Here is a 13,802-nt window from a genome sequence, read left to right as displayed (position 1 = left end):
TTACTTCGCAACCGTGTCAAGAGGCTCACCGATGACCACTGCCACTCAAGAAGAAACGCTCGGTTTCCAGACCGAGGTCAAGCAGCTGTTGCACTTGATGATCCACTCCCTGTACTCAAACCGGGAGATCTTCCTGCGTGAGCTGATTTCCAACGCCGCCGACGCCTGCGACAAGCTGCGTTACGAAGCGCTGGAGAACGACGCGCTCTACGGTCAGGACCCGGAACTCAGGATCGAGATCGAACACGATGCCGACGCCGGCACCGTCACCGTGCGCGACACCGGCATCGGCATGAGCCGTGACGAGGTGATCCAGAACCTCGGCACCATCGCCAAGAGCGGCACCGCCGAATTCCTCAAGCAGCTCTCCGGCGAGAAGCAGAAGGACGCCAAGCTGATCGGCCAGTTCGGGGTCGGTTTTTACTCCGGCTTCATCGTCGCCGATGAGATGGTGGTGCGTACCCGCCGTGCCGACAGCGAGCAGGGCGTGGAGTGGCGCTCCAAGGGCGAGGGCGAGTTCACCATTGCCGATATCGAGCGCCCCGAGCGCGGCACCGAGATCGTGCTGCACCTCAAGGAGGACGCCAAGGAGTTCGCCGACGACTTCCGCCTCAAGAATCTGGTGCGCAAGTACTCCGACCACATCGATGTGCCGGTGCGCATGCCCAAGGTCGAGAAGGCCCGTGACGAAGAGGGCAACGAGATCGACGGCAGCGAGACCGTCAGCTGGGAGACGGTCAACGAGGCGACCGCGCTGTGGGTGCGGCCCAAGGCCGAGATCAGCGACGAAGAGTACAAGGCGTTCTACAAGCACATCGCCCATGACTTCAGCGACCCGCTGACCTGGAGCCACAACAAGGTCGAGGGCAAGCTCGAGTACACCAGCCTGCTCTACGTGCCGGAGCGCGCTCCGTTCGACCTGTATCAGCGTGACGGCGTGCGCGGGCTCAAGCTCTACGTCCAGCGCGTCTTCATCATGGACGATGCCGAAGCCTTCCTGCCGCTCTACCTGCGTTTCGTCAAGGGCGTGCTTGACTCCAAGGATCTGCCGCTCAACGTCTCGCGCGAGCTGCTGCAGAAGTCGCCCCAGGTCGACTCGATGAAGTCGGCGCTGACCAAGCGCGCGCTGGACATGCTCAAGAAGCTGGCCAAGGACAAGGAGGCCTATCAGACCTTCTGGAACACCTTCGGCAGCGTGCTCAAGGAAGGTCCGGCGGAGGACTATGCCAACCGCGACAAGATCGCCGAGCTGCTGCGCTTCTCGACCACCCACACCGACAGCAGCGTGCAGGATCAGTCGCTGGCGGACTACGTCGAGCGCATGAAGCCGGGCCAGCAGAAGATCTACTACATTGTCGCCGACAGCTTCAACGCCGCGCGCCACAGCCCGCACCTGGAGATCTTCCGCAAGAAGGGCATCGAGGTGGTGCTGCTGCACGACCGCATCGACGAGTGGCTGATGAGCCATCTCACCGAATTCGACGGCAAGTCGCTGGCCGACGTGGCCAAGGGTGACCTGGACCTCGACGACATGGCCGACGAGGCCGAGAAGCAGGCTCAGGAGGAGACCGCCAAGGCTAAGGAAGATCTGGTCAAGCGGGTCAAGGAGGCGCTGGGCGAGGATGTCCAGGAGGTCCGTGTGACCCACCGGCTGACCGATTCACCGGCTTGCGTGGTGCTGCCCGAGCACGAGATGGGCTTCCAGATGCGCCGGCTGATGGAGGCCGCAGGCCAGACCCTGCCCGAGGTCAAGCCGATCCTCGAGCTCAACCCCGAGCATGCGCTGGTAGCGCGACTGGAGTCCGCCGACGGCGACCGCTTCAGCGATCTGTCGCGCATTCTGCTCGATCAGGCGGTGATCGCCGAGGGCGGTCATCTCGATGACCCGGCGGCCTACGTCAAGCGGCTCAACACGCTGCTGAGCGCCTGACCGTCCCGGCGCCGACCTCGCTCGGCGCCACGTCCGCTGGCTCGGCCGGCCCCGTTTCGGGGCCGGCCGAGTGCTTTTCGGGACCGGAAAAGTCACACCCTTGATGACGATTTTGCACGTTATTTACTCAACTTGGCGGCGAATTGCTGTTAGCCTGCTGCCATCTTTCCATACGAGGAGCGCCACCATGTCGCGATCCTTTTCCCCGGCCGGCGGGCGATCGACGCGCCGGCCGGGGCTCAGTCGTCGTACTACCGCTCTGGCCTTGACTGCCGTACTGACCCTGGCGCAAGCCCCGTTTCCGATGTCGGCTCAGGCCGAACCGGCATCCGAAACTGCGCCCACCCTCTACAGTAGCGTCACCCAGCCAGCCCTGGATCCGGTCAGCGAGCTGCCCGATCTGCGCGAGTACAAGGCCGGCGCCAAGCGCAAGGCGGCCTTTCTCGGACTGCTGGTGCCGCTGGTCCAGGCCGAGAACGCGCAGATCCAGCGCGACCGCAACTGGCTGTTCGCGATCAGCACCCGGGTCAATCCGCTGCGCGACGACGAAAAGGCGCGCCTGGCTCGGCTGTGCGATGCCTATGGGGTGAGCTGCAAGCCGGGTCAGGTCAGCTCGGAGCTGCTCAGCCGGGTCAATACCATTCCGCTGGAGATGGTGGTGATCCAGGCCGTCGAGGAGTCCGGTTGGGGCACCTCGCGCATTGCCCGCGAGAGCAACAACCTGTTCGGCATGCGCTGTTTCTCGCCCGGCTGCGGTATCGCCCAGAACGGCACCTCGCGGCGTTTCCAGGTGTTCGACAGCGTGCGTGACGGCGTGCGCGCCTATCTGCACAATCTCAATACCCACGGCGCCTATTCCCAGCTGCGCCAGGAGCGCATGACGCTGGCCACGCGCGGACGCTCGATCTCCGCCGAGCGGCTGATCGGCAAGCTGCACAACTACTCCACCTCGCCCGACTATCAGCAGCAGCTGCTGGCACTCCTGCGCACCAATGGCGAGCTGATTCGCGATCATGGTCTAGATGCCAGCGACAGCGACGCCAGCCCCGCCTGATCCGGCCTTCACCACGGTGTCTTGCCACATCACGGTCTCGCCACGCCTCGCGCCTGTCCTCGGGCAGCGCCCGGCGGGGTCTGCCTGCGCTGCCGGCCGGTGGCAGGGCGGGCTGGTGTGCAGGGCCGCGGGGTGAGGGTGTAAGCTAGAGCGTCATCCCCGCCACGATCTCACCACCACCCACCCCGCTTCGAGGAGGACGGCATGACGGCTGACAACGGTCTCGACGCGCTGGTTTTCGATAACGTCTGGTCGCGCTTCCCGGAGGACTTCTTCACCCGGGTCACGCCCAGCGTATGGGCCGAGACGCGGGTGCTCGACCTGAGTCCCACGGCGGCGCTGCGCCTCGGCCTCGACCCCGAGGCGATCGACCGCGACCAGCTCACCGCGCTGATGAGCGGCGCGACCATGCTGCCGGGCATGGACCCGCTGGCGCAGAAATATACCGGGCACCAGTTCGGCACCTACAACCCGGCGCTGGGCGACGGTCGTGGGCTATTGCTGGGCGAGGCGCTGACCCCGCAGGGGCCGTGCGATCTGCATCTCAAGGGCGCCGGGCAGACGCCGTATTCGCGCTTCGGCGACGGTCGCGCGGTGCTGCGCTCGTCGATCCGCGAGTATCTTGCCGGTGAGGCAATGGCCGGCCTGCGTATTCCCACCACCCTGGCGCTGGCGGTGGCGGTCAACGGCGAGAAGGTGATGCGCGAGCGGGTCGAGCCCGGCGCCACTCTGCTGCGGTTGGCCGAGAGCCACGTGCGCTTCGGCCACTTCGAGTGGCTCTACCAGCAGAAACGCAGCGACGATCTCGAGTGCCTGATGCGGCACGTGATCGAGCGTCATCGGCCGCAGCTCGCGACCCAGCCGGCGCCGCTGGAGGCGCTCTATCAGGACGTGGTGACCCGCACCGCGGAGCTGATCGCGCGCTGGCAGGCCTATGGCTTCGTGCACGCGGTGATGAATACCGACAACATGTCGATCCTGGGGCTGACGCTGGACTACGGCCCCTACGCCTTCATGGATCGCTACGACCCTCAGCTCACCCCTAACCATACCGACGCCAGCGGGCGCTACGCCTTCGACCAGCAGCCCGGCGTCGCGCTGTGGAACCTCACCGTACTGGCCCAGTGCCTGACGCCGCTGATCGCCCCCGAGCGCCTGCGCGAGATCCTCGACAGCTACGAGCCGACGCTGCAGGCGGCCTACGCCATTTTGATGCGCGCCCGGCTGGGGCTGGAGGTCGAGCGCGAGGAGGATGGGTCGCTGATCGACGACTGGCTGGAGATACTGGGGCGGGCGGGTGCGGATTTTCACCGCAGCTTCCGTGCCCTGTCCGAGAGCGATGTCGCCGGGGGCCTAGTGCTCAGCGAAGAGGTCGCTGATGCCCAGCTCGATGAGTGGCTCGCGCGCTACCGGGCACGTCTCGCGCATGAATCACGCGGCGAGACCGAACGATTGGCGGCGATGCGCCGGGTCAACCCGCTCTACGTGCTGCGCACCCACCTGGCGCAGCAGGTGATCGAAGCGGCCCAGGTCGGCGATGCCGAGCCGCTGCGCACCTTCCGCGAGCTGCTGGCGTCGCCGTTCGAGGCGCGCCCGGGCATGGCCGCCTGGGCCGAAGCGCCGGCGGCCAGCGCGCCGCCGGTATGTCTCTCCTGTTCCTCCTGAGCCTGTCTCGAGTCCGCCTGCGCCAGGTCCCGCCCGGGACCTAGCGCAGAGGCTTCCAGCCCCGGTACTTTTCCCCTGACCCTTCCTCTCCATGATGGCGGCGCGCAGAAAGCCGCCAATTGGTAGGAATAAGGGATGCGTTATGGCATCGATAACTCATTTTCAGGGTTTGTTTTTTATCTTTTTAATCAATGCCTTGGGTTGGATTTCAAGCATAACGATTCGGTTATGGTCACCATAAAATATTGAGCGGGTTGGTTTTTCTGTGTGTGTCTTGATCCCGCCGTCGGCTTTATCGAACACTTGGGCTCATTCAGGCGCTCTCCCTTGCGCCAGTGGCGCTGCTGAACGGCCGTCGATCGGCGTTCGGCGGCACCGCAGGTGCGGGGGAGAGCGCCCTTATCTCGACCCCACAGGAGAACCGACGCATGGCCGATCGAGCGATGCCGTGTCCGTTTTGGCGCTGCGCAGGGCTTGCCCCGCGCGGCCTGGCCGAATCCGACCTGAGCGGCGGCGTGGCGCCGTCGCTGTGCGAGGTGGCGGCATGAGAATTGGCGCCCCCAAAGAGATTGCCAAGGGCGAGGCGCGGGTCGCCCTGACGCCCGAGAGCGCGCAGCAGATCCAGAAACTCGGTCACGAGTGCCTGCTCGAGCGCGGCGCGGGTGTCGCCGCCGGTTTCAGCGACGACGCCTATAAGGCGGCCGGGGTGACCCTGGTCGACGATGCCGCAGCGCTGTGGGAAACCGCCGAGGTGGTGATCAAGGTACGCGAACCCCTCGATGCCGAGATCGAGCGGCTGCGCGAGGGGCAGACGCTGATCGCCTTCTTCTGGCCGGCGCAGAACGAGGCGCGCCTGGCGCGCTGCCGCGAAAAGGGCGCCACCGTGGTGGCGATGGACATGGTGCCGCGTATCTCGCGGGCGCAGAAGATGGATGCGCTCTCGAGCACCGCGAACATCGCCGGCTACCGCGCGGTGATCGAAGCCGGCAACCAGTTCGGGCGCTTCTTCACCGGCCAGGTCACCGCCGCCGGCAAGGTGCCGCCGGCCAAGGTACTGGTGATCGGCGCCGGCGTGGCCGGGCTTGCCGCCATCGGCACTGCCACCAGCCTGGGGGCGGTGGTGCGCGCCTTCGACGTGCGCCCGGAGGTCGCCGAGCAGATCGAGTCGATGGGCGCCGAGTTCCTGTTCCTCGACTTCGAGGACAGCCAGGACGGTTCGGGCAGCGGCGGCTACGCCTCGCCCTCGAGCCCGGAGTTCCGCGAGAAGCAGCTGGCGCTGTTCCGCGAGCAGGCCCCTGAGGTCGATATCGTCATCACCACCGCGCTGATCCCCGGGCGCCCGGCGCCCAAGCTGTGGCTCGAGGAGATGGTGGCGGCGATGAAGCCGGGCTCGGTGATCGTCGATCTCGCCGCCGAGAAGGGCGGCAACTGTGATCTGACGGTGATGGACGAGCGGATCGTCACCGACAACGGCGTGATCGTGGTGGGCTATACCGACTTCCCCTCGCGCATGGCGACCCAGGCATCCCTGCTCTACGCCACCAACATTCGCCACATGCTCACCGATCTGACGCCGGAGAAGGATGGCGTCATCGTCCATGACATGGAAGATGACGTGATCCGCGGCGCCACCGCCACCCATGCCGGCGAGATCACCTTCCCGCCGCCGCCGCCCAAGGTCAAGGCGATCGGTGCGGCCAAGCCCAAGGCCAAGCCCAAGGAGCCGACGCCGGAGGAGAAGCGCGCCGCCGAGCACGCCACCTTCCTTGCCCAGACCAAGCGTCAGGTCGGCCTGCTGGCGGCCGGGGGCGTGCTGATGTGGCTGCTGGGCATGGTCGCGCCGGCCTCGTTCATGCAGCACTTCATCGTCTTCGCGCTGGCCTGCTTCGTCGGTTTCCAGGTGATCTGGAACGTCAGCCACTCGCTGCACACGCCGCTGATGGCGGTGACCAATGCCATCTCGGGGATCGTGATCCTGGGGGCGATCCTGCAGATCGGCTCGGGTAGCTGGCTGGTCGGGCTGCTCGCGGGCATTTCGGTGCTGATCGCCTCGATCAATATCGTCGGGGGCTTCCTGGTCACCCGACGCATGCTCGCCATGTTCCAGAAATCCTGACCCGCGGAGAGAGATGATGTTGCAACACGAGTTCGTTTCCGCCGCGGCGATCGCGGCGAGTGTCCTGTTCATCCTGTCGCTGGGCGGGCTGAGCAATCAGGAGAAGGCCAAGCGGGCGGTCTGGTACGGCATCGTGGGGATGGCGATCGCGGTTGTGTTCACCGCACTCGGCCCCGGCGTCGGTGGGCTCGGCTGGCTGATTCCACTGATGTTGATCGGCGGGCTGGCCGGCGCCTGGCTGGCGCGCCGGGTCGAGATGACCGAGATGCCGCAGCTGGTCGCCGCGCTGCACAGCGTGGTCGGCCTGGCGGCGGTGTTCATCGGCTTCAACGCCGAGATGGAGCGCGCCCGGGTGGTGGCCACCCGCGTCGCCGGGATCGACGTCGAAGGGTTCTCGGCGTTCGCCGCGACCCTGGCCCACAAGACCCCGCTGGAACTCACCTTCCTGCAGATCGAAGTGGTGCTGGGTGTGTTCATCGGTGCGGTGACCTTCACCGGTTCGGTGGTGGCGTTCGGCAAGCTGGCCGGCAAGATCGGCGGCAAGCCGCACAAGCTGCCGGGCGGGCATCTGCTCAATGCCGGCGCCGCGCTGCTCTGCGTGTTGCTGGCGGTGGGCTACTTCAACGGTGCCGGGGCCTGGACGCTGGTGCTGCTGGCGCTGCTCGCCTTCTTCATCGGCTGGCACCTGATCATGGGGATCGGCGGCGCCGACATGCCGGTGGTGGTGTCGATGCTCAACAGCTACTCGGGCTGGGCCGCGGCAGCGATCGGCTTCACCCTCTCCAACGACCTGCTGATCGTTACCGGGGCGCTGGTCGGCTCCTCCGGCGCGATCCTCTCCTACATCATGTGCAAGGCGATGAATCGCAACTTCGTCAGCGTGATCCTGGGCGGCTTCGGGGTAACCCAGAGCGAGGCCGCGGAGATCGAGGGCGAGCAGGTATCGATCGACACCGGCGGTGTCGCCAGTGCGCTCAATGACGCCGACAGCGTGATCATCGTGCCCGGCTACGGCATGGCGGTGGCCCAGGCCCAGAACGCGGTGAGCGAGCTGGTGCGCAAGCTGCGCGCCGCGGGCAAGAACGTGCGTTTTGGTATCCACCCGGTGGCGGGGCGCCTGCCCGGACACATGAACGTGCTGCTGGCGGAGGCGCGGGTGCCCTACGATATCGTCATGGAGATGGACGAGATCAACGACGATTTCGCCAGCACCGACGTGGTGATCGTCATCGGCTCCAACGATATCGTCAATCCCGCGGCGCAGGAGGACCCGGGCAGCCCGATCGCCGGCATGCCGGTACTCAAGGTGTGGGAAGCCAAGCAGGTGTTCGTGTGCAAGCGTGGCCAGGGCACCGGTTACTCGGGCATCGAGAACCCGCTGTTCTTCAAGGAGAACACGCGCATGCTCTACGGCGACGCCCGCGGCAGCATCGACGCCCTGGTGCCGATGATCGACTGAGGCGGCGCCGCGCGCGACTCTGATCCGAGCGCATTTCGCCCCGCGACGGCACCCCCGTCCGGGGCGATTTTCGTTACACTGGCGGCATCGTTCAGTGGCCACGGATCGACCATGTCAGAATCCTACTCGCAGTCAGCTTCCCGCTCCTCGGAGCCCATGCGGGTCGCCGTGCTCGGCGGCGGCAGTTTCGGTACCGCCATCGCCAGCATCGCTGCCGACAACGGCGCCACGGTGCGCCAGTGGCTGCGCGATGCGGCGCTGGTCGACCAGATCAATCACGAGCACCGCAACGGCCGCTATCTGCCCGACTATCCGATCAATCCGGCGGTGGTGGCCTCCACCGATCTGGCCGCCACCGTGGCCGAGGCCATGGTGGTGTTCATCGCCATCCCCTCCAAGGCGTTTCGCAGCGTGCTCGAGCAGGCGCGCGAGCACCTGCGCCCGGAGCAGATCCTGGTGACCACCACCAAGGGGATCCAGGCCGAGGGCTTCAAGCTGATGAGTCAGTTGATCGAGGAGGAGACCGGTTCGTCGCACATCGGCGTGCTCTCGGGGCCCAACCTGGCCGCGGAGATCGCCCAGAAGCAGCTCACCGCGACGGTGATCGCCAGCGACGACGCGGTCACCCGCGCCTATGTCCAGGCCGCGCTGGGCTGCGGCTACTTCCGTGTCTATGCCGGCAACGACCGCTACGGCGCCGAGCTGGGCGGCTCGCTCAAGAACATCTATGCCATCGCCGCGGGCATGGCGGCGGCGCTGGGCATGGGCGAGAACACCCGCGCCATGCTGATGACCCGCGCGCTGGCCGAGATGAGCCGCTTCGCGGTGGCTCTGGGTGCCAATCCCATGACCTTTCTCGGGCTCTCCGGCGTCGGCGATCTGATCGTTACCTGCTCGTCCAAGCTCTCGCGCAATTATCGCGTCGGCTATGCGCTGGGCGAGGGCGCCACCCTCGACGAGGCGATCGCGGCCCTGGGTCAGGTGGCGGAGGGCGTCAATACGGTCAAGCTGGTGTGCGCCAAGGCGCATGAGGAGGGCATCTACATGCCGCTGGCCCAGGGGCTGCATCATGTGATGTTCGACGGCGTGCCGGCGCGCGACATGGCGCGGGCGCTGATGGAGAACGAACAGAGCAGCGACGTCGAGTTCATGCTCTCGCGCGAGGCGGTATCGCAGGCCCATCAGCTGGCACCGGACGGTGACGCATGAGCTGGCTGGCGATCGTGCGCCACGGCGAGGCGGGCCCCGGCGTACCCGACGCCGAACGCCGCCTGACCGCGCGTGGCGAAGGCGAGGCGCAGTCGGCGGCGCGCTGGCTCGCCAGCCGCCCGGAGCTGGCGGCAGCGACCGTGTGGGCGAGCCCGTATCGGCGCGCCCAGCAGACCGCGCAACCCATTGCCGCGGCGCTGGGCATTCCGGTCGACACCCGCGACGGCATGACGCCGGAGGATGACGTCGCGGCGCTGATCGAGCGCCTGAGCGCGCTGGGGGCATCGCCGGCGCCGCTGATCCTGGTCAGCCACATGCCGCTGGTCGGCACCCTGGCCGGACGTCTGGTCGATGGCGGGCCGCTCGCCGCCATGGGCTTTCCCACCGCCGGGGTGGCGCTGCTCGAGGGCGAGGTGTGGGCGGCGGGCTGCGCTCGCCTCGGTGCCTTCGTTGCGCCACCCCATGGTTGAGGCGCGCGCCGCGCAGTGAGTGAGCATGATGCCAAGCCGCGCTCGGCCCGGGCCACCGGCAGCGCCCGTCTGACCGATGTGGCGCGGGTCGCCGGCGTGGCGCCGATGACGGTGTCGCGGGCGCTCAATCGTCCCGAGCTGGTCAGCGAGGCGACCCGTGAGCGAGTGCGCCGCGCGGTCATCGAGACCGGCTACGTGCCCAATCAGGTCGCCGGCGCGCTGGCCTCCAGCCGTAGCCGCCTGGTGGCACTCATGGTGCCGACGGTGGCCCATGCGCTGTTCGCCGAGGTGGTGCAGACGGTCACCGGCCTGCTGGTACCGCGCGGCTATCAGGTGCTGCTGGGCCTGGTCGGCTATACCCCCGCCGAAGAGGAGGGCGTGGTCGAGACGGTGCTCAGCCGCCGCCCCGATGGGATCGTGCTCACCGGCTGCCACCACTCGACCCTGACCCGGCAGCGGCTGGCGGCCAGCCGGGTACCGCTGGTCGAGATCTGGGACATGAGCGACGACCCCATCGACATGCTGATCGGGTTCTCCCACCACGCCGTGGGGCGCGCCGTGGCCGATCATCTGCTGGCGCGGGGGTATCGCCGCCTCGGGGTGATCAGTGCCGACGACACCCGCGCCGAACGGCGTATCGATGGCCTGCGCGAGCGCCTGGCCGAGGCGGGGCAGCAGGCGCTGCCGCTGCGTCGGGTGGGAACCCCTTCGAGCATGCCCTGGGGGCGCGAGATGGCGGCCGAACTGCTCGATCACCATGCCCTCGAGGCGATCGTCTGCAGCTCCGATATCCTCGCCCTGGGGGTGATCGCCGAGGCCCAGAGTCGGGGGCTTTCGATCCCCGATGATCTGGCCATCATGGGCTTCGGCGACAGCAGCTACGCCGCGGCCAGCTTCCCCGCGCTGAGCACGGTACGCATCGATGGGGCCACCATCGGCCGCCGCGCCGCCGAGCAGCTGCTCGAACGCATGGCGCGCCCCCAGTTCGAGCGCAGCGGGGCGGTGGAGGATATCGGTTTCAGCCTGGTCGACCGCGCCACCACCTGAGCTTTATACGAAAACCGCCTGCGCTCGCCGCTTTTTCGCACCAACCCCAAGCCCTCGACGAACTCGCTCTGCAAGCGATCCATACCGCAGGGAGGCATCGCGCGGCGATGCTCATGCACGCGTTGTCACCTAGTGCTTTGGTCGTAATTTGCTTGTCGGCATCTTTGTCATACAAATGCCCCGCGCTACTATCCGTGTCCAACGACCTCTGACGGCGGCTGAATGATAGCGCAATCATTCAACTTGCCGACGAGCCCGAGAACGTCGCCGTGGCCAGATCTCTCCCCCTGCGACGACCCACGAGACTAGGTGCCGCGATGAACAACGATGCCATCAGTTGGATCCGTTTCTCCCACGTGCTGTTGCCCCTGGCGACGCCGATCAGCGATGCCAAGGTGCTGACCGGACGCCAGAAACCGATGACCGAGGTGTCGTTTCTGTTCACCGAGATCGAGACGCGTGACGGTCATCGCGGCATCGGCTTCAGCTATTCCAAGCGTGCCGGGGGCTACGGCCAGTTCGCGCATGCCAAGGAGATCGCGCCGGCGATTCTCGGCGAAGACCCCAACGACACCGACAAGCTGTGGCACAAGCTGGTATGGGCCGGCGCTTCGGTGGGGCGCAGCGGTCTTGCCACCCAGACCATCGCCGCGGTCGATGTCGGCCTGTGGGATCTCAAGGCCAAGCGCGCGGGGCTGCCGCTGGCCAAGCTGATCGGTGCCCATCGCGACTCGGTGCAGTGCTACAACACCTCCGGCGGCTTCCTGCATACGCCGATCGAAGAGGTCAAGGAGAACGCCACCCGCTCGCTGGAGAGCGGCATCAAAGGAGTCAAGATCAAGGTCGGCCAGCCCGACATGAAGGCCGACCTGCAGCGTGTCGAGGCGGTACGCCGCCACCTGGGTGACGACGTGCCGCTGATGATCGATGCCAACCAGCAGTGGGACCGTGCCACCGCGCTGCGTTTCGGCCGCGCCATGGAGCCCTACCACCTGGTGTGGATCGAGGAGCCCCTCGACGCTTACGACGTCGAAGGGCACGCCGCACTGGCCAGCGCCCTGGATACGCCGATCGCCACCGGCGAGATGCTCGCCAGCGTCGCCGAGCACCGCGCGCTGATCGACCATCGCAGCGCCGATATCATCCAGCCGGATGCGCCGCGCATCGGCGGTATCACGCCGTTTCTGAAGCTTTCCACCCTGGCCAGCAGCGCCGGCCTGCAGCTGGCACCGCACTTTGCCATGGAAATTCACCTGCACCTGGCGGCGACCTATCCCAGCGAACCCTGGGTCGAGCACTTCGACTGGCTGGAGCCGCTGTTCAACGAGCGCCTCGAGACCCGCGACGGGCGCATGCTGGTGCCCGACCGCCCGGGTCTCGGCTTCACCCTGACCGAGCAGGCACGCCAGTGGACAGTGGATAGCGCCGAATTCGGCAAACGCGGCTAGGAAACACTGAATCAATGTCTTCAGCGTTCCCGCAACGATCAAATACCGAGGAGTGCGAGATGAGTTTCCCCAAGATCACCAAGATGTCGGTCGTGCCGGTGGCCGGCTATGACAGTTTCCTGCTCAACCTGAGTGGCGGCCATGCCCCCTGGTTCATTCGCTGCGTGCTGATCCTGGAGGATGACAGCGGCCAGCGCGGGGTGGGGGAGATCCCCTCCAGCGAGGGTATCCTGCGCGGGTTGGAGCAGTGTCGGGCGCTGGTCGAAGGCGCGCGTATCGATCAGGTCAAGCAGGTCCTCAACCGGGCGCGGCTGGCGCTGGCCGGCAACGGGCGCGAGGAGCGCGGCCAGCAGACCTTCGATCTGCGCGTGGCGGTGCATGTGCTGACCGCGATCGAGTCGGCGCTCTACGACCTCTACGGCCAGGCGTTGGGCCAGCCGGTGGCGGACCTGCTGGGGCGTTTCGGCCGCCAGCGCGACGAGGTCGAGGCGCTGGGCTATCTGTTCCTGCTCGGCGATCCGGCCAAGACCGACCTGCCTTACCCGAAGGCCGATGATCCGGTGGACGCCTGGGACGCAGTGCGGCGTCGCGAGGCGCTGACGCCAGACGCGGTCGCCGAACTGGCCAAGGCTGCGCATGCGCGCTACGGCTTCAAGGACTTCAAGCTCAAGGGGGGCGTGCTGCGTGGCGAGGAGGAGGCGGAGTGTATCCGCGCGCTGCACGACGCCTTCCCCGAGGCGCGGCTGACCCTGGACCCCAACGGTGCCTGGACACTCGACGAGGCGGTGCGTGTGCTCGACCCGATCAAGCATCTGCTGAGCTATGCCGAGGATCCCTGTGGTCAGGAGGCGAGCTGGTCCGGGCGCGAGACGATGGCCGAGTTCAAGAAACGCACCGGTCTCAAGACCGCTACCAACATGATCGCCACCGACTTCAAGCAGCTACAGTACGCGGTGGCGCTCAATGCGGTGGATATTCCGCTGGCGGACTGTCACTTCTGGACAATGCAGGGGGCGGTGATGGTCGGCGAGCTGTGCCACGAGTGGGGCATGACCTGGGGCTCGCACTCCAACAACCACTTCGATATCTCGCTGGCGATGATGACGCATGTCGCCGCCGCCTGCCCGGGGGAGATCACCGCCATCGATACCCACTGGATCTGGCAGGATGGCCAGCGCCTCACCCGCGAACCGTTGGCGATCCGCGACGGCAAGCTGCGCGTGCCCACCACGCCCGGTCTGGGTGTCGAGCTGGACATGGCGCAGCTCGAACAGGCCCACGCGCTCTACCGCTCGCTGGATGTGCGCAGTCGCAACGACGCCATGGCGATGCAGTATCTGATCGATGGCTGGCGTTTCGATCCCAAGCGCCCGGCGCTGGTGCGCTGAGCTGGCAGTCGCACGA

General features: G+C 66.8%; 10 protein-coding genes. All 10 read left to right on the top strand.

What is annotated here, in order from left to right:
• Positions 1–31 precede the first annotated feature (31 nt).
• The 10 genes from htpG (at position 32) to QO259_RS10905 (ending at position 13,786) form a co-directional block, all read left to right on the top strand.
• The gene (gene htpG / locus QO259_RS10950; RefSeq protein ID WP_285950015.1) at positions 32–1,930 is read left to right on the top strand and encodes a molecular chaperone HtpG; all 1,899 of its coding nucleotides are present in this window, start codon (positions 32–34) and stop codon (positions 1,928–1,930) included.
• A 187-nt stretch (positions 1,931–2,117) separates the two neighbouring features.
• Positions 2,118–2,984: a glucosaminidase domain-containing protein gene (locus QO259_RS10945; RefSeq protein ID WP_285950014.1), complete on the top strand. Its 867-nt coding sequence runs from the start codon at positions 2,118–2,120 to the stop codon at positions 2,982–2,984.
• Positions 2,985–3,188: 204 nt separating this feature from the next.
• Positions 3,189–4,649 carry a protein adenylyltransferase SelO gene (locus QO259_RS10940; RefSeq protein WP_285950013.1) on the top strand — a complete coding sequence of 487 codons (1,461 nt, stop codon included), beginning with the start codon at positions 3,189–3,191 and terminating at the stop codon, positions 4,647–4,649.
• Positions 4,650–5,193: 544 nt separating this feature from the next.
• The gene (locus QO259_RS10935) at positions 5,194–6,765 is read left to right on the top strand and encodes a Re/Si-specific NAD(P)(+) transhydrogenase subunit alpha (RefSeq protein ID WP_285950012.1); all 1,572 of its coding nucleotides are present in this window, start codon (positions 5,194–5,196) and stop codon (positions 6,763–6,765) included.
• A 16-nt stretch (positions 6,766–6,781) separates the two neighbouring features.
• Positions 6,782–8,224, top strand: a complete 1,443-nt coding sequence (locus QO259_RS10930) for an NAD(P)(+) transhydrogenase (Re/Si-specific) subunit beta (RefSeq protein WP_285950011.1) — start codon at positions 6,782–6,784, stop codon at positions 8,222–8,224.
• 111 nt (positions 8,225–8,335) lie between these two features.
• Positions 8,336–9,433 (top strand): NAD(P)H-dependent glycerol-3-phosphate dehydrogenase, encoded by a 1,098-nt coding sequence (locus QO259_RS10925; protein WP_285950010.1) that lies wholly within the window; start codon positions 8,336–8,338, stop codon positions 9,431–9,433.
• The gene (gene sixA, locus QO259_RS10920) at positions 9,430–9,903 is read left to right on the top strand and encodes a phosphohistidine phosphatase SixA (RefSeq protein ID WP_285950009.1); all 474 of its coding nucleotides are present in this window, start codon (positions 9,430–9,432) and stop codon (positions 9,901–9,903) included. Before QO259_RS10925 ends, sixA begins: the two co-directional genes overlap by 4 nt.
• Before the next feature lie 15 nt (positions 9,904–9,918).
• Positions 9,919–10,950 (top strand): LacI family DNA-binding transcriptional regulator, encoded by a 1,032-nt coding sequence (locus tag QO259_RS10915; RefSeq protein WP_285950008.1) that lies wholly within the window; start codon positions 9,919–9,921, stop codon positions 10,948–10,950.
• A 317-nt stretch (positions 10,951–11,267) separates the two neighbouring features.
• On the top strand, positions 11,268–12,398 hold the full coding sequence (locus QO259_RS10910; RefSeq protein ID WP_285950007.1) for an L-talarate/galactarate dehydratase: 1,131 nt from the start codon (positions 11,268–11,270) through the stop codon (positions 12,396–12,398).
• 59 nt (positions 12,399–12,457) lie between these two features.
• Positions 12,458–13,786 carry an enolase C-terminal domain-like protein gene (locus QO259_RS10905; RefSeq protein ID WP_285950006.1) on the top strand — a complete coding sequence of 443 codons (1,329 nt, stop codon included), beginning with the start codon at positions 12,458–12,460 and terminating at the stop codon, positions 13,784–13,786.
• Positions 13,787–13,802: the final 16 nt, after the last annotated feature.

This window comes from Salinicola sp. JS01, assembly GCF_030284585.1.
Taxonomy (GTDB): Bacteria; Pseudomonadota; Gammaproteobacteria; order Pseudomonadales; family Halomonadaceae; genus Salinicola.
This window is presented reverse-complemented; position numbering and strand designations above follow the sequence as displayed.